Source organism: Bacillus sp. DX4.1 (assembly GCF_030348195.1).
Classification (GTDB): domain Bacteria; phylum Bacillota; class Bacilli; order Bacillales; family Bacillaceae_G; genus Bacillus_A.
Genome location: NZ_JAUCFT010000008.1, coordinates 1,162,302 through 1,182,323, shown reverse-complemented (window position 1 = coordinate 1,182,323; position 20,022 = coordinate 1,162,302). Strand labels below are relative to the sequence as shown.

The following is a 20,022-nucleotide window of genomic DNA, read 5'->3' as shown; positions in this document are numbered from 1 at the left end:
GGATACGGAGTGTAGCTGGAACTACATGAGTACCGGACTGGCGACGTAACGACGAAATAGGGCAGCTATCTTTACCGGACTTTTTGAACTTCCTCTATTATAAAAAGCAATTCCAATTACCCTTTGGAAAAATTAGTTTGCACTTCATTGATCGGCCAATATCGCAAGTCCACTTTCCCGACAACTGTATCCGCTTTTACAAAGCCGAAGTGACGGCTATCCCAGCTGCCTAAACGATTATCACCAACAACAAAAATGCATCCTTTCGGGACAACCTTTTCCCGCGTTAGTTCTTCTAACGTGAAATCTCCTGTCAACTGTCTGCCTTCCACTTGCTTCTTATATGTTTCTAAATAGGGCTCTTCAATAAACTGACCGTTTATGTAAAGCTTATCATTTTTATATGCAATATGATCGCCTGGTAAACCAATAATCCGCTTGACGTAATCTTCTTTCTTATTCGCATGAAACACCACAACATCAAATCGATTCAATTCCCCTACTTGGTAGCTCACTTTATTGACGACAAGCATATTGCCATCTTGAAGGGTCGGCATCATCGACTTCCCCTCTACCACATACGTTGAAAAGAAAAACGCTCGAAAAAAAACAGCTAATAACACACCTATAAAAATGGTTCTCATCCACTCTAAGCTTTCTTTTTTTAGCGTTCGCTTCATCTGCATCTCCCCTTGCTTTTTTCTATAATGGAGTTGCATTCACAGTGAAGACTAGTCTCAATGTAGTTCTAACTTTACTTCAATTTTCTTGCCGACATACCATAAAATAAAGATGACGCTAATTACAATAATTGTTTTCACTGGCTTATGAAAAAAAGAAGTTAAATCATATCCGATATAACTTAATACAAAAATCATCACAAGTTTCCCAAGCGCCAATGCTAAAACAAACTGGCGTCTACTAATACGTGATAAACCCGCTACAACATTAATAAGTGCAGATGGCGTAAACGGAAAACAAAACAGTACAAAAATCGGTGCAAATCCTTTTCGTTCAATCCATCCCATCGCGTTGCGTACTTTCGGATGCTTATTCACAAAAGAAAAAAAGCGACTCCGCCCAAAACGACGAATGACCGAAAATACGATTAATGCACCAACAACCGATCCAATCCATGAATACAAGAACCCAAGCCATAAACCAAAAGCAACTGCATTCACCATCACAAACAAAATAAGTGGGAGCGCCGGAATGAGAGCTTCCACCATTGGCAGTCCGATACCAAGAATGGGTCCAAAAGCTCGGTAGCTCTCCACAAGCTGGTCCATATTTTCTTCTGAAAAATATTCTTTGATCGTTTGAAAATCCATTCTACTATTTGCCCCTTTGCTATAGTCCTATCCTTACTTTATCATTGCTTGGCGTGAAGAGGAAATGGTAGATATGACATATAAAGATGTATTTATTAGTGTTCCATGTTCTCACTTAGAAATCCTGCATCCTTATTGTATGGCAATCTATAATTATTTGGTACTACCTTATAGTGATCGTTCAAAAAGGAGGATAAAGAGAACAGAGCGGTTCGAGGCGCGGAAGCCAGGAAGATACGGAGTGTAGATGGAACTATATAAAGTAAAACTTCCATCAGTGGGGGTTTTCTTCATCCCCCACTGATAATCAGCCCTCACCAATCGGGCTTTTACGGACAGTTATCCCCCACCTCTCTTCCTTGCTTCTCTCTGAATCTTGAGGTGGGGGTCTTACTGCCCGTTAATGCGGGATAAATCCATTTTGATTTTTCGGCATATAGCCGCGGCTATGGATAATAAAAAGGGACCTGCGCTCGTTTTCTCTCTTTGTTTTCACTTCGCATGGGGCAGCTGACCGCTTCTATGCATGGCCGGATACTCTCTCCCACCTAAAAAGAAGGGTTTTATGTCGGTTTTTTAATTTGTATTTATATACATGAGTACCGGACTGGCGACGTAACGAAGAAATAGGACAGCTATCTTTACTGGACTTTTTGAACATCCTCTTATATATTGAGAAATAAAAAAAGGATGGTCACCCATCCTTTATACTGTCACATTATATTTAGTCTTCTTCTTTGACAAGATATACTCGCTCATAAGCCGGTTTCAGTTCAGCTTCTTCTTTTTTATCAACCTTTTTAAAAAGAAGTCTCCCTTGTTTATCTTTTCGATCTTCGTATTCCGTCCGCAGTTTTGCAGTTCGATTTTGTTGATTTTCAAAACTACTCTTTGACATTTCTATTTTCACTGCAAAACCATTAATAAATCGAATGATAAGATTTCCATCTGTAAGTTCTTTACTATTTGCAATATGAAAGTGGGATAGCCAAGCGCATTCCTTTCTAGAATACGAATAAGTAGGGAAAAAATAAAGCTGGTCGGTAGGACTAATGGCAATGGGTGCTTTGTGCGTGATATTTGCTAATTCTTTTGTGCCTTCTTTACGACCTAAAAAACTAGATCCATGCCGGCGGCAACTTCTTTCTACAATATCAAGAGGTTTTTGATACACAAAAAAGGAATCTTCTACTTCAATCACTCGCGTTACAATACGTTTGTCCCCTAAAATAACTGGAAGTAAGGCCATCGTTTTCTTGTTTACAACATAGTTTTCGACATAGTGTTCCACTTTTTCACCCATCTTTAACTCGCTCCTTTACTATTTAACTTACAATATATAACAGCTGTTACATGGATAATTGTACCATCTGAAAAATAAAAAAGTTAATATTTTCAAATATTTTACAAACACTTATAAAACTTTAAAATTTCATAATATTTCTCTATGCAAATTTCCAGACAAAAACCAATCATTTACCTACATAAAACGATGGATTGCTATAGAAAAATACATTCTTCTCTTTTTGAAATATTTGTAACATAATACACAGCTAGAATAGTGAAGAGCTTTCTTTGAGATCTTATTTCTTTATTAACAGCTCAAATAGAATAAAGTGAAACCTTGATCAGTAGTTTTTTTCTTCATCCCCCACCGATCATTAGCCTTCTCCAATCGGGCTTTTACGGGCAGTAATACCCCCGCCTAACTTCTTAATTTCCTGCCGAATTTTGAGGTGGGAGTATTACTACCCACAAATAGCGGGATAAATAACAAACGAATTCAAATAAAAAAAGGATGGCATATGCCATCCTTTTTTCCGTTATATCTATAAAATTATAGTTTTACAACGTTTTTAGCTTGAGGTCCACGGTTGCCATCTTCGATTTCGAAGCTAACTTTTTCGCCTTCTTCTAAAGATTTGAAACCTTCAGTAGTGATTGCAGAGAAGTGAACGAATACATCGTTGCCGCCTGGAACTTCGATGAAACCGAAACCTTTTTCGTTGTTAAACCATTTTACTTGTCCTGTTACTGTCATAATAATTTCCTCCTAAAGAAAATAAAAGTTTTTTTTAGTCTGCATACATAAAAAAAGAATCCACACATTATCAAATACGAAAATACAACAGTTCTCACATACTTTTTCTCGTTCGTTCTCAGCACTTGATAATATATGGATTGCTTGATTTAATTATTCAACTAGGAGTAATCATACCATACTAAAATAGAATGTACAATCTTTTTTGAAATCTATTTTCTATTTCTTCCATATTACCAAATGACACCTATAACAATTTCAAGATTTATTATCGATTTCCTCCTATATTATTATCAAAATTATGATTGTCGCTATTTCTCAGCAAGAATAACGACAATCAAATAAAGTGAAACTTTAATCAGTGGAAATATTACTGCCCGCGAATAGTGGGATAAAAACAAGTGTCTCCAAAAAGACACCTGCTTCCTCACTTATTTCGTAAACTGCGCCTCTTCTGTTGACCCTTTCAGCGCTGTTGTTGAAGATGTTCCACCTGTAATCACTTGCGCTACTTCATCAAAGTAGCCCGTTCCTACTTCACGTTGGTGACGTGTTGCAGAGTAGCCGTGCTCTTCTGCTGCAAATTCCGCTTGTTGCAATTCAGAATACGCTGCCATTCCACGCTCTTTATAGCCGCGTGCAAGTTCAAACATTCCGTAGTTTAACGCATGGAATCCCGCAAGCGTTACGAATTGGAATTTGTATCCGTATGATGCAATTTCTTTTTGGAAGTTTGCAATTGTTTTTTCATCCAACTTTTGTTTCCAATTAAAGGATGGTGAACAGTTATATGCTAGTAATTTCCCTGGGTATTTCTCATGAATTGCTTCTGCAAAACGCTTCGCATCTTCTAAACATGGTTCAGACGTTTCACACCAAACAAGATCTGCATATGGTGCATATGCTAAACCGCGTGCAATTGCTTGATCAAGCCCTGCTTTTGTGCGATAAAAGCCTTCTGGTGTTCTTTCTCCAGTAATAAACTCTTGATCAACTGGATCGATATCGCTTGTAATTAAATCCGCTGCATCCGCATCTGTTCTGGCAACAATAATTGTTGGTACGCCCATTACATCCGCAGCTAATCGCGCAGAGATTAAATTACGTACCGCCGTTTGCGTTGGTAATAATACCTTTCCACCTAAATGTCCGCATTTCTTTTCTGAAGATAATTGATCTTCAAAGTGTACGCCTGATGCCCCAGCTTCAATCATGCCTTTCATTAATTCAAACACGTTTAACTGTCCGCCGAATCCTGCCTCTGCATCAGCAACAATCGGTACGAAATAATCTGTATCCCCACTGCCTTCCATATGCTGAATTTGATCTGCACGTTGCAGCGTTTGGTTAATTCGTTTTACAACTGCCGGTACACTGTTTGCTGGATATAAACTTTGGTCCGGATACATATGCCCTGATAGATTTGCATCTGCCGCCACTTGCCAGCCGCTTAAATAAATTGCTTTTAATCCAGCTTTTACCTGCTGCATCGCCTGATTTCCTGTTAACGCACCGAGTGCATTAATATAGTCTTCCGTATGAAGCGATTTCCACAGCTTCTCTGCCCCGTAGCGTGCTAACGAATGCTCAATATCAATTGATCCCCGAAGACGAATAACATCTTCGGCAGAATATGGACGTGTTACCCCTTTCCAGCGTTCATCTAACGCCCAGCTTTCTTGTAATTTTCCAATTCTTTCGTTTTTCATTTCTTCCATCCCCTTTTCCTTTTATTCAGCAATAGTCGGTAAACTTTAATCATTTTCAAAAAAAAACGCCACTTTATAAAATCTCATACCCCGGTAATGTTAAAAACGGTACAAATTCATCATTACGAACTAAATCAGTAAACAACTTTGTCGCTTCACTGAATCTACCTTTCTCAAACTGTTCGCTACCAATCTCCTGTTCTATTTTTGCTAGCTCCTCCGCCTTTAGTTCTTCCATTAAAGAAAATGTAATATTGCGGCCATCTTCTAGCTTTCCACCTTCATGGCGAATCCATTGCCACACTTGTGCCCGTGAAATTTCTGCTGTTGCTGCATCTTCCATCAAGTTGTAAATTGGTGCTGCTCCGCGGCCGCTTAACCACGATGCAATATATTGAATACCGACACTAATATTCGTACGAAGTCCTCCTTCTGTAATCGTTCCCACTGGTACTTCCAACAAATCTCTTTCGGTTACGCAAACTTCTTCTCGTTTTCGGTATATTTGATTTGGTGTTTTCATAATGTGATCAAACACTTCCATCGCAACCGGTACAAGTCCCGGATGGGCAACCCAAGTCCCATCATGCCCATCTAAAGCCTCACGCTCTTTATCAGCACGCACCTTTTCAAAAGCAGCCTCATTGGCAACTGCATCATTTTTAATCGGAATTTGTGCTGCCATCCCGCCAATTGCTGGCGCATTACGACGATGACACGTTTGAATAACCCGCAAGGAATATGAACGCATAAACGGAGCTGTCATTGTAACTTGTGCTCTGTCTGGAAGTAAAAATTCGTTATGACCCCGGAAACTCTTTAAAAAACTAAAAATATAATCCCAGCGCCCGCAATTAAGTCCAGCTGAATGATCACGTAATTCATATAAAATTTCATCTATTTCAAAGGAAGCATGGATGGTTTCTATTAAAACGGTCGCTTTAATCGTTCCATTTGGAACTCCTATATACTTCTGTGCAAAAACAAAAACATCATTCCACAATCTAGCTTCTAAATGACTTTCCATTTTCGGTAAGTAAAAATATGGTCCACTTCCTCTTTCTAATAATGCTTTGGCATTATGGAAAAAGTACAAACCAAAATCCACAAGACTACCTGACATCATTTCCCCATCAACGAGCATATGTTTTTCTTCTAAATGCCACCCACGTGACCGCACTAGAAGTACAGCTGTTTTACTACCTAAACGATATTCCTTTCCACTGGGGTTTTTATATGAAATCGTTCTCTTAGCTGCATCTCGTAAATTAATCTGTCCTTCCATTGCATTTTGCCACGTCGGCGAATTTGAATCTTCAAAGTCTGCCATAAAGACATGCGCTCCAGAATTTAAAGCATTAATAACCATTTTTCGGTCAACAGGTCCTGTAATTTCGACACGACGATCCTCTAAATCTTTCGGCAGCGGTGCAATTGTCCAATCTTCTGTACGTATATGTGCCGTTTCTTTTAAGAATGTTGGAAACTCCCCTGCATCAATTCGTTTTTGTTTTTCCACCCGTTTTTGCAGCAGTTCTTTACGGCGTTCATTAAAATTCTCATGCAGCTCTTTTAAAAAAGTGAGCGCCTCCGGTGTCAAAATTTCTACATACGCCGGTAATACTTCTCCAACGAGTGTAACCCGTGAAGTTTGTGTCGACATATTAGCATCTCCTTTTCTTTAAACTGTTTTATAACAGATTTAATTTTATGTTTTATATTATATAACAAATCCTAAGAAAAGGAAGAACTTTTTAGAAAATTTAATCAATTATAAGATATCCGCTTATTTAAAAATTACATTACAAAAACCTAATTGTATCCAAAAACGGAAGGCTTGAGGATTCATCAATAAAGTGAAACTTTGATCAGTGGGGGGTTTTCATTCCCCCTGATTATTAGCCCTCACCAATCGGGGTTTTATTGCTCATTAATATGGAATAAAAAATAAAAAGGAGCCGACGTCCATTCCCCTTCGAGCGGAATGAAACGTCGTAAGCTCCTTTTCTGTTTTGTTCTCTTCTTCCCTCAAACAACTTAGCTCTGTATTACATTGCACCTTTTTTTAACCTTTTCTCCGTTTGCACTTCTGTTTCCGACTTTCGAAAAGTCAGCGCCATACCAACAAAAATAAGAATAATTCCTGCAATTTGTATCGGAGTCGGACGAAAACCGGTAAATACCGTATCGAGTAAAATAGCTACACCTGGATCAAGGAATACCAATACGGAAATTAATCTTGTTGGTAAATCTCGTAAACTATCAAAAAATAAATAATAGACAAAACCTGTATGAATGAGTCCTGTCGCTGTAATCGCGATCCAGTTACTTTGCGTAAGACCTGTAAATGCATCAAAATTAACAAAAGGTAGTAAAAGAAAAATCCCTAAAAATGTTTGCAAAAATGTCATCGCATATGCACTTATATGTTTAATTCCCTTCCCCAACAAAGTCGTGAAAGCATAAAACACTGCAGCTAGAAGCGCCCAAACCATCCCGGAAGACATGAATTTGCCAAAAGAAACACTTCCATCCATCCCTGCTACTAAAGCTGTTCCAACAAAGCAAATAACAATCGAAATAACAGATACTATCGTTAATTTCTCTTTAAACATCACACTGCCGATCATCAATACAATAATCGGCGCGAGATGATACACTGAAATCGCAATTGTCACTGACATCACTTCAAAGGCTTTAAATAAGAACACCCAGTTGAAGACAAGAAACACACCACAGGCTAATACTTGCAACACTTCTTTACGATTCCACTTTTCTTCTTTAAACTGACCAGTTGCAATCCAACATAGTGTTAAAAATATGGTTGCACAAATACAGCGTACAAAAACCAATTCAAATGATGGCAAATTCGTTTTTGTTGAGAAAAATCCAATGGAACCAAAGATAGACATAGAGATTATCATTTTTATAGCAGGCATCGACTTTGTATTAAATAATATATTTGTGTTGCTTTTTTGAAACAATATAAACGACCTCCATTAAAACAAAAAATAATTTATCCCGCATTAACAGGCAGTAATACCCCTACCTCAAAGTTCGGTAGGAAGCAAAGAAGTTAGATGGGGGATGAAGACTCTCCACTGATCAAAGTTTCACTTTATGTAACAGACTCAACTTCAATTATTTTTTCTTAATATTCTTACTTTTAGTTTTTCAATTATACAATAGAACAAATGAAATGTAAAAAATCGAATAAAAAACCCTGTAAAATGATCAAAGTTATCCTCCATCTTAAAAGGTCTTTTTTCGTTCAGTAGCACTTGCAATTCGCATCCCTTTTACAATATAAAACACCATTGTTCCTAGCAAAACAACAATGAAGATGATTAAGGGGAACATAGACATACTCGTTTTCCCATTTATAGCTGCTTGCGTATTTTCCCATGTGTTATATACACTAAACAGAATGATTTGCAAATTCATCCAACCTAACATTTTACGAGAATTTACAAATAACAGTGGTTTCGTTTCTTCTGTCGTATTTGCAGGATAATTGAAGATATTCGGAAAACGACTTAAGATGTTGAAGAAAATATATAACCCAAGACCAAGGATCGGGTGAATAAACATATTTCCCTTTTCTCCAAAGCCATCCGCTTCTCCATTTAAGCCAAAATGCGTTGGAATTGTGTGAGGTAAAGATGTCCAATACATAAGAATATATACAATCATCGCCACAATACCGAGAATCGAAAAACAATCTAGCCATTTTTCCAATCTCGTTTTTCTCATGTGCTCTTTCATTTTATCCCCCATTTCAAACTTCTCTCTTTTAATATTTTATCATACTTCACATAATAGGAAACTTATTCCAATAACATTTCACCCCCATCAGAACAGAATAAATAAAGGAAGTCTTTATTTAAATAAGTTTACATAAAAAAAATAAAAAGAACTTGTAGTACCTCTACAAGTCCTTTTTGAAATAATGTTAACATAAGGGAACATAGACAATATTCTAAACATGGAGAACGGAGAGGTATGTTTAGAGACTGACATGACAATTCCAGTATATATCATATATTAATATTTATAGAATTGTATTATCGATAATTGTGTGAATTTTAGAAATTAAATCCGAAAGTAAACTTTTAGATATTTATTTACTTTCATAGGGAACATAATTATTTTACTATTTGACTTGCCTGATTTAGACTGTAGAGCATTTGAACACGATCACAGTCTATTGGCATATTTACAGGTATCTCTAAGAAATATTCTAGCTGCCATATCTGAGTTTTTTGAGCCTGACGACTCGTAGGCTTGTCCCAAGGCGGGTAAATGCGTATTGCTCGTTTACCACCTTTACCCTTACTAGATACTATATTTTGATCACATAAAACAGCTTTTGGAAATACAAACTGACCAAAGTTATTACCTTTACGAGTACTAATAACAAACAAATCAATTGGATCTGATACGTCATATGGTTGAATCGACCCATCTTCAATTCTCTCCCACAAAGTCACAAATTGCCCAACCTTTGTAGGAGTGATTTTAGCTATACGAAATCTAATGGAAAGAGTATTCAATTTAAACACATAAGCTCCGTATTCAGCGTTTTGTGCTTCTATTAGTGGTTGAGAGCACTCAAACCTGCACGGACTATAGACAAGATCCTTCGTTGCAAGAAGGTCACTATGAATTGTGCCAGAGGAAGTCCAGGGATTTTGGTCACTAAAATTAGCTTCTGAAGAGTCTCGATTTTTCTCATCCATTTTTTGTTCAAGTCCTCCATTCTAGTTAGTAAGCTTACTATTCATTTTACTATTATGATATATTCAATTTTTATGTTGATTTTCTTTCTCTTCTTTTTCAATTTCAGACACGGATTTTTCAGGGTCTTTTATAAGTTTCCCCAGTTCTCCAGAACGCGATAATTTATCTTCAAAGTTTTCCGTAGTACTTATACTTGCATCAAACCATAATTCCTTATCATTATTTATATATCCTTCTACAGAAGGAACTCCCATCGGACTTACATCTTTTTTTGTAAATATAATAGATTTTACATCTTGAATATTATAACGAATATACTTTTCTACTCGTGCCTCTTGATCTTTCCAAAACTTTTCTTCTTTTTCTTTTTGTTTTAAGTATTCCATTGTAAAATCCCCTCCTGCTATGAGCACCACAGCAGATACAAACCAAATCATTACTTTCTTCATTGGAAATCACCTTATAAAAAACTTACCTATGTATTCTTCTTAAAATGGGATACAGAAGATATGAGTAGTGCAAAGACTACTCCTGCCTTTTCTCTTTCTCTTCTTTTTCAATTTCTGATACTGATTTTTCAGGGTCTTTTATAAGTTTCCCCAGTTCTCCAGAACGTCCAAAATCATCTTCAAAATTTTCCGTAGTACTTATACTTGCATCAAACCATAATTCCTTATCATTATTTATATATCCTTCTACAGAAGGAACTCCCATCGGACTTACATCTTTTTTTGTAAATGTAATAGATTTTACATCTTGAATATTATAATGAATATACTTTTCTACCCGTGCTTCTTGTGTTTTCCAAAACTTTTCTTCTTTTTCTTTTTGTTTTAAGTATTCCATAGTAAAATACCCTCCTGCTATGATTACCATAGCAGATACAACCAAAATCATTACTTTCCTCATAGAAAATCCCCTTATAAAAAACTTACCATTACACTCTTCTTAAAATGAGATACAAAAAACAAGAGTAGTGCAAAGATTACTCTTGTTTTTTTTCTTTCTCTTCTTTTTCGATTTCAGATACAGATTTTGCAGGTTTTTTTATAAGTTTTCCTAATTTTCTAGAACGTGTAAAATCGTTTTCGAAATCTTTCGTTGTGCTAATGCTAGCGATGAAATCTAATTCTTTATCATCGTTTATATACCCATCTATAGAAGGAACTCCCATTGGATTTACTTCATGCTTTGTAAATGTAATAGATTTTACATCTTTAATATTGTAATGAATATATTTTTCTATCCGTGCTTCTTGGTCTTTCCAAAACTTTTCTTCTTTTTCTTTTTGTTTTAAGTATTCCATAGTAAAATACCCTCCTGTTATAATACAAATAATGGATAAAACAATTATAAGATTTTTTTTCATTGGAAATCCCCTTATATTTGAATATAGTTAAAATATACCATGAAATGAGTTGATGAAGATGAATGAATTTCAAAGGAATCCTATTGCGACAGATGAAGATTATTTTAAACTTTCAAGTATTGTTTATAAAGATTCTGTTTTAAAGAAAGGAACAGAGATAGAAGGAAGTAACGGTAATTTGTGGGTTGTGATAGAATCCATAAATGCAAAAGATCCTGGGCAAGTAAAAAATGGGTTACAAGCCATCGCAGTAGTACGAGCAAAAGAGTATGAAGAGGGCAAAACTGACTATAAAAATATAATCCTATCATTTCGTGGAACAAAGCCAGAGGAACTTGATGGAGATATCACAATAGATATCAAGCAGATTTTTTTAGGTGTTAAAAAAAACTATCGAATGAATGACGAACAAGTTGAAAATGTAGAGACAACATTTGAAACTGGATTAAAATGGGCTAAAAATGACATTGTTGCGAAATATAAGCCGGAATCTCTTCATACAACTGGACATAGTAAAGGAGCTGGAGAGGCAGACCTTATAGCTGCTGAATTAAATTGTTATGCAACTACATGGGCTGCACCTAATGTCTATCGATTACTGAGTGATGAAGCAAAAAAACGAGTAGATGAAGGCGTAATGGAAAATAAAGCTACAGATTATACACATAAAAATGATAAAGTAGGAAACTTTACTCAATTCGACGCACCTTTAATCGGCAAACAATATACGGTGAAACATAATGGGTCATCTGATGGCATATATGCTTATGCAGGACTAGCTGGTCATATGTTAAGTACGTTTGAAGGTATATTCCATAATGGTGGAGTTCAATTAGAATTAGAACCGGACGATATTATTAGGCATGCAAAAGAAATACAAAAGATAAGTGACCTATTACTTGATATTGTGAAAAATATAGAACGTTTTCAACAGCAAGAAGAAGAGGAAGTTGCAAAACTAAAAAGTCAGTTAAAACATGAGACAGGACCAGGTGGGAAGTATCATCTTTTAGAAGAACATGAAGTGGATGAAGCAATTAGAAAGATTGCAAAAGCATCCCAAGACGGAAAAGATTATTTTCATGATGTAAAACTCGCAGAAGAACTAATTCATCTTTTACGAAAAAAACAAAAAGAATTAATTCGTTTTGGAGATGATATTGCGTATGCAGCTAATTCATTACGAGATAAAGACAATCAATTAGGGACAAATTTGGAAGGATTGGCAGTGAGATAATATGATGGATTTTATAGGGGAAATTCAGAAAATAGAGAAAGAAATAGAAAAAGCTGCAGTGGGTGCAGCTGGGGCTATTGTTGACGAGTTGCAAGCTGCTAAAAAACAATTAGAAAGAGAAATGCAGCGAAAACTTTTGAAAACAGAAGTATCATTTAAAGCAAATGGTATTGTAGCAAAACAAAAGCATACCATTCAAAAAAATAAAGAATCATTTCATGATGTATGCAAAAGCTTATCTGAACAAGGGATTGCATTAAACAAAAGTTTTGAAAGTAAAACAGGAAGTGCAGTAAAAAAAACATTACATGAACATCTTGAACAAATTCGAAATGAGATGGTTTCTGCACAATATGATTTAATTGATAGTTGTGGAAAAAAATAAGAGAAATAGAAAAAACTAAAGAATTGCTATTATTATTTTAATCTATATACATAGAAAAAAGTCCTCTTATGTAGGACTTTTTTTAATGATTTTGAATGTAAAATTTAGTATATTAGTTTACATTCAAAATGTTGATTTCATTAGCCTTATCCCACTTTAGCTATTTTAAGCAAAATCACTAATAAAAGTATACATTCAAAGCATGAAAAACAAAGAGGTTAGAACATCCATAAACAAAAAAGAAAAAACTAGATCCATGCTAGCTTTTTACATAAGTCCCGTTATTGGTAATAAAAAAGTAGCTAATTTAATATTAGCATCTGTTACTTTAAGTGTAATACTTAACAAAATTAGTAAAAAACAACAAATAAAAACAGTCCTATGAGATACCACTATTGATGATGTTTTTAGGTGGTATACTGGAGGTGGATTACTCATCTAATAATGAAGGGAGGTTTACGCGTATGGAGGTAACATTTGCAGTAAGCAAATGGGATGAAAAGCCAGTCGATGACACTAGAAAAAATTTCCCTATTAATATTGTCCATGCCGAATATGATATTGACGGTGAATTAAAAGGAAAAGCTTTTGTTGAATATTTATTATATTATTTAGAATCAAGCATAGATGATGGTCACTTGGCTACTTCTAAAATTTCCGGATTTTTGCATTTCGAAGGAACTTATAAGGGAAAACAAGGGACGTTTACAGCTATAGAGCAAGGAATATTTGATAAAGGAAATCTAGATTCTCCGGCAACAATCATCAAAGCTACCGGTGACTTAGAAAGCCTAAAAGGGTCCTATAATTATAAGTTTACAGGTCAAACCAGTAAAATGATTCTAGACTTTGAATTCTAGCAACATACTCTATAGTTTAGTAAAAAGGACATCCCCTGTAATACCAAGAATGTCCTTTTCGTCGAACGAGCTTGTTCAACTATCCTACCCCGTTAGTTGAACAAGGAACAATGTATACCCTATTCAAGTGAGGTTAACATAACACCACTTAGCGGAAGTAAAAAAGCTAGCTCTATGCTAGCTTTTTATCATCATTGATATCAAATAAAAAAATTAGAAATAATCTCTCATTAATTCTTTCATCCATACAGGGACACAAGTATCCTTTCTTGAATCAAACTCTGGTATATAAGGTTTAATATCTAATACTGGTGTCTTATTATTAGCATCTAATCCTTTTACGGTAATTACATTATCATCAATTGATAATATCTCAACTGTAGAAATCCCAATAGGATTAGGACGATACTTTGTTCTTTGTGCAAAGCAACCCTTCTTAGCTAAAGTTTCAATTCCTCTTGGTTTTCTAATCCAAGATTGATTTTTCTCTTCTTTAAATTGATCCATAAAAAAGATAACCATAACATGCGAATATTCTTCTAATCCAATTAGTCCTTCTTTATATTCTGGATTAATTATGATAGTCGAAACAATTTCTCCCCATTCTTCATATACCTTTTCATCAATAATTGATGTTACTTCACCTATAGAAGACATATTTATTAAACTCAAATTTTGTTCCTTCTTTCTTTACATAACTCCCGATAGCAGAAGTAATTTTATATATGTTTATAAATCACATAGTATATATCACGAAAAAAGCTCAGAATTTATGCTCTGAGCTTATCTTTTTTTGGGGTTTGTTCCATTAAAGTTCCCTTTAGTTCAATAAAGTATTTTTCATTTTAGGTATTATTGTTTTGAGTTCAATTAAATCATCTATTACCAAATCAGCCTGAGCGAGTTCATCTTCTTGTGCAAAATCAAAATTACATCCAATTGCAATTAAACCATTATCTTTAGCCGCATTTATATCAGATAGACGGTCTCCGACTACTGCCGCTTTTTTTATATCATATTTTTTTATAATTGTTTTAACTAAATCTCCTTTATCGAGCGTTTGTATTTGTTGAATACTAAATGTTTCAGTAACCCAATTATCCAAATTATAATAACTCACAATTGCTTTTAAATATTCCGTTAAACCATTACTCGCTATATAAATTGAACAATTATTCTCTTTTAAATAACTGAAAACTTCCTTTACATTAGGATATAAAGCACCTTTCCCACTTCTTATGTTTTCAACTAATCTTTCCAGAAAATAAGCATCAGTTTGTTCTCTTACTTCATTAGAATGATTAGGTAACAAAGCTTCCCATACTTTTGGTAAAGGTACACCCATAATTTCACGGTATTTATCAATAGGGGTTACTGTATCCCATTTATTTAGTGACCGTAAATGGTTAAAAGTATCATCAAGTGATAATTCTAAAATTTTATCTGTTTGAAATAGAGTTCCATCCATATCAAAAATCAATGATTGTAACATTGCTTTCTCTCCCTTTTTACCATTGTTGAACAATTTGTAAATTTTAACAATAAAACAAAAACTTAACCAATTATTATTAAATTAAACTGCCCTTTAATTTAATAATGACTTTGCATCAATCTTTTATATACTTTAACATAAATTACCTATTACTTCTGGAGATTTTATATTAGGAGTAGCACCCCATGCCCATCAACCTAAAGAATCAAAATCCCCCCATAACGAAAATATTGCGATTGAAGGCAACAAAATGAAGTTACCTAAACTTGCCCTTGTTCGCTTTGCCAAAAGTCGTGAAGTAGAAGGGCGTATTTTAAATGCAACGATTCGGCGCAACCCGAGGTTAGTTTAATGAGTTTAAAAGTCGGTGAACCGTTTGACTTGGAACAGGCCAATATAAAGTGAAACTTTGATCAGTGGGGGTTTTCTTCATCCCCCACTGATCATTAGTTGAACGAATCGGGCTTTTACGGGCAGTTTATCCCCCACCTAACTTCTTTGCTCCTTGCAGAACTTTGAGGTGGGGGTATTACTGCCCGTTAATGCGGGATAAAAGTAAACCGCCTTTTTGGGCGTTTTTTCTTTACTTAAAATAGTATGTTGACTCTCCAATTAGATGAGTATGATATATTTGAAAAAGCGCCGATATACTTGTGACCAAGTAAAAAAGCGCCCTGTAAACAGGGCGCTTCACTTTTACCTAATGACTAATATTAGCACTTGGGTATAATGTTGTTCCTCCAATTGAAACTTTTATTTCATTTGTTAATGGAACATTTTGTTCATTAATAATTGTTCTCCACCATTCCCATGCAAGACCTGTACATTCTCTCGCTACGACTTTTACATTTTTTGAATTCGGTGGAAGTGGTATGACTGTAGAGAAATGAGCAGTTTTGTCTCTGCCGCTTCCTTCCCAAGTTTTATGTGTTAGTACTTCTTTTCCATTTTGATCATATGAGAATTCATCCCAAGATACATCAAATTGAGCAACATATGCACCAGAATGATCAAGCGTCATTTTAGCACTTGAATATTCTGTAGTTTTAGTCTCAATATAATCTGTATTGTTATGAACAGCAGCAGTTGCGTTATCTTTTAAGAAAGTGCTTGTATATGAAATTGGGTATGCTGGATTTTTAGGACTTAATTCTGCATTATCTTTAATGATATTTCGTATTTCATTAAAATCTTTTGTAACAACCTTGTTATGCTCTTTTGCATCTCCGCCTAATACTACAGCGGTAAAGGTACTGTCTTCAAAAATATCTTTGTACTGTCCACTCGCTTCAACGCCTTGACCCTTAATTAAGGCTTTAAAAGCAGTTTGTACATCTTTGCTCTTAGATGATGTTTCTAATTTCACATAAACTGTTCTACCATAAGCTACATTTGACACCATAACAGGCGGAGCCGCATTACTTACCCCTTTACGATTTAACTCGTCAAACGTAACACTATTATCAAAAAGGTCTGATGGATTGTTAGGTAGTTCTGCACTTACGGTATAAAAGATTTGCTTATATGCCGCAACCATCACTTTTTTCTCTCCATCTGCAATCGCTTTAAAATCAATGTTCAGTGCATTGTCAAGATATTTAGCGTTAACATTAAGAGCACTTGCTATTTGAGATTTACTATAAACCATAGATTCTGTATACTGCATTCTTGCAGGTAACGTATGTGTTTTTGAATACTTTTCATTCCAAGTAGATACTAATTCATCTACTGCTCCAGACACATTACCATATGTAGGATTTTGGACAGTAATTGTATTGTCTTTTCTCATGCCAGGTAAGTCTATACTAATATTCAAAGGTTTTCTCTTAGCTACTAACAAACTAGGTTGATTATCCGCAAAAGCTTTATTTGCAAGTTGTACTGCTCCTGGATATGTACGATTAGCCACAGAATCAATAATCGAAATATCGACTGGTGAAGTTGTAAGTGATTTTTTCTCACGTTCAACTACTACAAATTTACCATTTGAATTTGTACTTTCTTTCGGAACAAAACTCTCGACTTTATCACCATTTACTGCTAAAACCTCTTGATTATTATACTTTAGATTTGCTATGCCAGTATCAATGTTAATAGCTTTTTTTGTTGCATCAGCTGAATTACTTGTATGTGTTTCAGCGAAGGAAATAGAAGAATAATTAATAGTGCATAAGCCAATTGATAAACATGCTAGTAATTTTATTCCTTTGGTATTTTTCTTAATTTTCAAAAAAATCAACCCCTTCCTTTTTTTCGTATTAAGGTATGATAATTATTTATAAATAATTGCTAAATAGTGAACTTACATAAATGCTTTTAAAAGTTCTTGAACTAATGGAAGTACTCCACCTACAAATTTTAAAATTGTCATTGCGATTGTCATATTACTTCCTCCTCTTTTGTTGTTGCTAAGATGTGATTTATCTTTATGCTCTCATTATAGTAATCGCTTGCATTTTTATCAACACATTCTTATATGCAATATTACATATAAGAATATAGCAAGCTCCCTTTGCATTGTTAATAAGAGTTGCATTAATCATATTTTTCATTCGCAGATAATGGTCTTCCTGGAAAACGTAAGTAAGCAATTTGTATGGCGAATCCTAATCTATTAATATCATTGCTTAATAGTAATATCAAAGTGGAATCCCAACAAACAATCTCAAGTGTTGCTTGGGGATGTTGAATCTCTGGATTTGGTACCCAGAGTTCTTCGTTCCCGTCTGCATAGGGTTCTACAAGTAGATTATTTACATCAATGTTTATAGACTTATCAAACGCAGATAGTACCCCCAAAATAAATTGGGGATCATACTTGTTCACGAGAGTTGAAAGATCTTCACCAATTATCCAGGCTATTTGATGAGACATTGTAGGATAATCTCGTATAAGTTTCTCTTCCTGAAGTGTAGCAAATTCCAGGTCTGTTATAAGCCAATTAAACTCCTTTTCCCTACTTTGAAATGCTTCAAAAATGGGAGCTAAAAGTGTATGTTCAGGTAAAATGAAATTCATACAATTCCTCCAACTACTAATAATTTATGTATCTCCATTCGCCAGTAACGTTTACTATACCTGTTATATATTATGTTCAGTTAACATAAGCTATCATTATTGGCGGTCATTGAGTTCTTATTCTTCATCCCTTTTTACAACCCTATAAAATGTTGGACTTGTCATACTACATCTTCTCATCGCTTCTAACGCTGAAATATCACCTTTTTTCCAATCCGCATAGGCAACAATAAATTCATCTGTAATTTTTTTTAGGTCTTCCTAAATGCTTCCCTTGTGTTTTTGCTAGGTCAATCCCTTCACCTTGACGAGTTTTGATCTTCGTTCGTTCTTCTTCAGCAAGCCAGGACAAAATTTGTAATATAAGATCTGTAATGAAGTTTCCTAAAAAAGTAAAAAACCTTACTCTTGATAGCAAGGTTTTTTATAGTGAGAGTAAAACAATATTTTAACTACATATATCATGACTTATAATAAATCAACCCCACGGTTCCCCATGCGTATATTGTATAACATTTGTCGTGCTATCCTTTTGTTGATCCGTTGAAACGTTTACTCCACTTAATAATACGACTGTCATTATTAGCCCAATTGAGCTAGTTATAATCCTTTTCATTTTAAAGCCCCTTTCTGAAAACCTTCTTCTCTTTCCTTATGCCCTAAATAGAAATATTCACTGGATTTTATTGGATTTCCTTCTTTATAATATTTAACCGCTAATTTTTCAGCATATTCCTGTACATATTGCCATAAACCCGCTTCTTTAAAGAAAGAAATCCCTTTGGAAATGGCTACCTCTAATTGTTCAGCTGAAACATTCTCATTCATTTCTTTTAAAATTGTAAAATGATGTTTATATTCTTCTTGTTCTAATTCATTACAGATTACTAACCCTTTTTCAATTAGGAACGCTGCAAGCTTTGTTTCTCCTAACTTAAAATTCTCTCTAGCTTCTAAAAAAATCGCTCTAAAGTGATTTGGGATTTTTTGTGATACTTCTGATAAATAACGAATTGCTAAATCAGATAGGTTTTGCTCTGCATACATAACCCCTAAACTATGGCGAACTCGTAACATTAATTCTTCTTCATTTTGCTTTTGCAAAATATCCAGAGACGACATAAAATAAACTTCTGCCTGTTCAAATTCATTTAACTTTATACAGGCTAAACCCAGAACGTTGTCACACGCTGCAACTTTCCTGTCATACCCATGTTGCCCGGCAAATGTATTTCTTGCTCTAGTTGCATATTGAATTACTAAAACAGGCTGGCAAACATGGTAATAATAGCTGGATAGTTTAAAATTAAATTCTGCTTTTTCCATTGGATCATGAATATTTTTCAACAGAGATTCAGCTATTTCATAATGCTTTTCAGCCACTTTAAACTCCCCTTTTACAGTCGCATGAGAAGCCTTAAAGAAATGATAATAATATGCTAAAGATTCATCTGATGGAGCTTTATTCAACTCCATTTTTTTGACATCATTCTTAGATACGTCAGATTGATTAGGATAAAATTCTGCACTTAACATTTTAAATCGAAAATCTAAAAGTGAATAATACTCTGCATTCGTTTGATTTTCTTCCATGCTATGAATTTTTGTATCAATATTTTGTTTCAATTCTTTTGCTTTAACAAAATTTTGCGAGCGAATTTCTTGATACCATTCATTTAACAGCAAAGCGATTTCTTCTTTTTTTATCACGTTTACGCTCATATAGCTCCTTCTCCTTTGTCCGTAGATTACTAACATAATAACAAAAAGAAACTATAAAAACATCGAATTTTCTAAATATTTCAGCCGAAAAAATATTTCTCAATATAATAGCATTCTT

Annotated in this window: 21 protein-coding genes and 2 pseudogenes; 4 read left to right on the top strand and 19 right to left on the bottom strand. The window is 34.7% G+C overall.

Translation table 11 applies throughout. The features are described from left to right. Nucleotides 1-116: 116 nt before the first annotated feature. The 12 genes from lepB to QUF99_RS08915 all read right to left on the bottom strand — a co-directional run bounded on the left by lepB (nucleotide 117) and on the right by QUF99_RS08915 (nucleotide 11,190). The gene (gene lepB / locus QUF99_RS08970) at nucleotides 117-680 is read right to left on the bottom strand and encodes a signal peptidase I (RefSeq protein ID WP_289369588.1); all 564 of its coding nucleotides are present in this window, start codon (nucleotides 678-680) and stop codon (nucleotides 117-119) included. 57 nt (nucleotides 681-737) lie between these two features. After that, nucleotides 738-1,331, bottom strand: coding sequence for a TVP38/TMEM64 family protein (locus QUF99_RS08965; RefSeq protein ID WP_289369587.1), 594 nt, complete (start codon nucleotides 1,329-1,331; stop codon nucleotides 738-740). A 724-nt stretch (nucleotides 1,332-2,055) separates the two neighbouring features. Further along, on the bottom strand, nucleotides 2,056-2,634 hold the full coding sequence (locus tag QUF99_RS08960; RefSeq protein ID WP_289369586.1) for a competence protein ComK: 579 nt from the start codon (nucleotides 2,632-2,634) through the stop codon (nucleotides 2,056-2,058). Nucleotides 2,635-3,168: 534 nt separating this feature from the next. Next, nucleotides 3,169-3,372 carry a cold-shock protein gene (locus tag QUF99_RS08955; protein ID WP_003195857.1) on the bottom strand — a complete coding sequence of 68 codons (204 nt, stop codon included), beginning with the start codon at nucleotides 3,370-3,372 and terminating at the stop codon, nucleotides 3,169-3,171. A gap of 431 nt (nucleotides 3,373-3,803) precedes the next feature. Further along, nucleotides 3,804-5,081, bottom strand: coding sequence for an isocitrate lyase (gene aceA, locus QUF99_RS08950; protein WP_286123913.1), 1,278 nt, complete (start codon nucleotides 5,079-5,081; stop codon nucleotides 3,804-3,806). Between the two features lie 73 nt (nucleotides 5,082-5,154). Beyond that, nucleotides 5,155-6,744: a malate synthase A gene (aceB, locus tag QUF99_RS08945; RefSeq protein ID WP_289369584.1), complete on the bottom strand. Its 1,590-nt coding sequence runs from the start codon at nucleotides 6,742-6,744 to the stop codon at nucleotides 5,155-5,157. Nucleotides 6,745-7,129: 385 nt separating this feature from the next. Further along, complete coding sequence (locus tag QUF99_RS08940; protein WP_483298594.1) at nucleotides 7,130-8,065, bottom strand: DMT family transporter; 936 nt, start codon at nucleotides 8,063-8,065, stop codon at nucleotides 7,130-7,132. Between the two features lie 268 nt (nucleotides 8,066-8,333). Beyond that, nucleotides 8,334-8,846 (bottom strand): DUF1648 domain-containing protein, encoded by a 513-nt coding sequence (locus QUF99_RS08935; protein WP_289369582.1) that lies wholly within the window; start codon nucleotides 8,844-8,846, stop codon nucleotides 8,334-8,336. A gap of 380 nt (nucleotides 8,847-9,226) precedes the next feature. Beyond that, on the bottom strand, nucleotides 9,227-9,820 hold the full coding sequence (locus tag QUF99_RS08930; RefSeq protein WP_289369580.1) for a MepB family protein: 594 nt from the start codon (nucleotides 9,818-9,820) through the stop codon (nucleotides 9,227-9,229). A 63-nt stretch (nucleotides 9,821-9,883) separates the two neighbouring features. Continuing rightward, a complete protein-coding gene (locus QUF99_RS08925) occupies nucleotides 9,884-10,270 on the bottom strand; it encodes a DUF1433 domain-containing protein (RefSeq protein WP_289369578.1) in 387 nt (128 codons plus the stop codon). Between the two features lie 76 nt (nucleotides 10,271-10,346). Further along, nucleotides 10,347-10,730: a DUF1433 domain-containing protein gene (locus QUF99_RS08920; protein ID WP_289369576.1), complete on the bottom strand. Its 384-nt coding sequence runs from the start codon at nucleotides 10,728-10,730 to the stop codon at nucleotides 10,347-10,349. Between the two features lie 76 nt (nucleotides 10,731-10,806). Beyond that, nucleotides 10,807-11,190, bottom strand: a complete 384-nt coding sequence (locus QUF99_RS08915) for a DUF1433 domain-containing protein (RefSeq protein WP_289369566.1) — start codon at nucleotides 11,188-11,190, stop codon at nucleotides 10,807-10,809. 58 nt (nucleotides 11,191-11,248) lie between these two features. On the opposite strand from QUF99_RS08915, the gene QUF99_RS08910 reads away from it, so the two are divergent. The 3 genes from QUF99_RS08910 to QUF99_RS08900 all read left to right on the top strand — a co-directional run bounded on the left by QUF99_RS08910 (nucleotide 11,249) and on the right by QUF99_RS08900 (nucleotide 13,672). Next, nucleotides 11,249-12,427, top strand: coding sequence for an alpha/beta hydrolase family protein (locus QUF99_RS08910; protein WP_289369565.1), 1,179 nt, complete (start codon nucleotides 11,249-11,251; stop codon nucleotides 12,425-12,427). Nucleotide 12,428: 1 nt separating this feature from the next. Then, nucleotides 12,429-12,812, top strand: a complete 384-nt coding sequence (locus QUF99_RS08905; RefSeq protein WP_289369563.1) for a hypothetical protein — start codon at nucleotides 12,429-12,431, stop codon at nucleotides 12,810-12,812. Nucleotides 12,813-13,276: 464 nt separating this feature from the next. Next, the gene (locus QUF99_RS08900; protein WP_289369562.1) at nucleotides 13,277-13,672 is read left to right on the top strand and encodes a DUF3224 domain-containing protein; all 396 of its coding nucleotides are present in this window, start codon (nucleotides 13,277-13,279) and stop codon (nucleotides 13,670-13,672) included. A gap of 213 nt (nucleotides 13,673-13,885) precedes the next feature. Here QUF99_RS08900 and tsaA read toward each other — a convergent pair whose 3' ends face one another. After that, nucleotides 13,886-14,344 carry a tRNA (N6-threonylcarbamoyladenosine(37)-N6)-methyltransferase TrmO gene (gene tsaA / locus QUF99_RS08895; RefSeq protein ID WP_289369559.1) on the bottom strand — a complete coding sequence of 153 codons (459 nt, stop codon included), beginning with the start codon at nucleotides 14,342-14,344 and terminating at the stop codon, nucleotides 13,886-13,888. A gap of 148 nt (nucleotides 14,345-14,492) precedes the next feature. After that, complete coding sequence (locus tag QUF99_RS08890) at nucleotides 14,493-15,164, bottom strand: HAD family hydrolase (protein WP_289369558.1); 672 nt, start codon at nucleotides 15,162-15,164, stop codon at nucleotides 14,493-14,495. A gap of 220 nt (nucleotides 15,165-15,384) precedes the next feature. Here QUF99_RS08890 and QUF99_RS08885 point away from each other — a divergent pair. Continuing rightward, nucleotides 15,385-15,504 (top strand): annotated as a pseudogene (locus QUF99_RS08885) (IS200/IS605 family element RNA-guided endonuclease TnpB); the annotation flags it as partial. A gap of 360 nt (nucleotides 15,505-15,864) precedes the next feature. On the opposite strand, the gene QUF99_RS08880 reads toward QUF99_RS08885, so the two are convergent. The 5 genes and pseudogenes from QUF99_RS08880 to QUF99_RS08860 form a co-directional block, all read right to left on the bottom strand. Then, complete coding sequence (locus tag QUF99_RS08880; RefSeq protein WP_289369557.1) at nucleotides 15,865-17,403, bottom strand: thiol-activated cytolysin family protein; 1,539 nt, start codon at nucleotides 17,401-17,403, stop codon at nucleotides 15,865-15,867. A gap of 296 nt (nucleotides 17,404-17,699) precedes the next feature. Next, entirely contained in the window at nucleotides 17,700-18,182 is a 483-nt protein-coding gene (locus tag QUF99_RS08875; RefSeq protein WP_289369555.1) for a hypothetical protein, read from the bottom strand. Between the two features lie 117 nt (nucleotides 18,183-18,299). Next, nucleotides 18,300-18,573, bottom strand: a pseudogene (locus tag QUF99_RS08870) (recombinase family protein); the annotation flags it as partial. Nucleotides 18,574-18,660: 87 nt separating this feature from the next. Then, nucleotides 18,661-18,798 (bottom strand): Phr family secreted Rap phosphatase inhibitor, encoded by a 138-nt coding sequence (locus QUF99_RS08865; protein WP_289369553.1) that lies wholly within the window; start codon nucleotides 18,796-18,798, stop codon nucleotides 18,661-18,663. Then, nucleotides 18,795-19,904 (bottom strand): response regulator aspartate phosphatase, encoded by a 1,110-nt coding sequence (locus QUF99_RS08860; protein WP_353958391.1) that lies wholly within the window; start codon nucleotides 19,902-19,904, stop codon nucleotides 18,795-18,797. The genes QUF99_RS08865 and QUF99_RS08860 overlap by 4 nt, the downstream gene beginning before the upstream one ends. Between the last annotated feature and the right edge of the window lie 118 nt (nucleotides 19,905-20,022).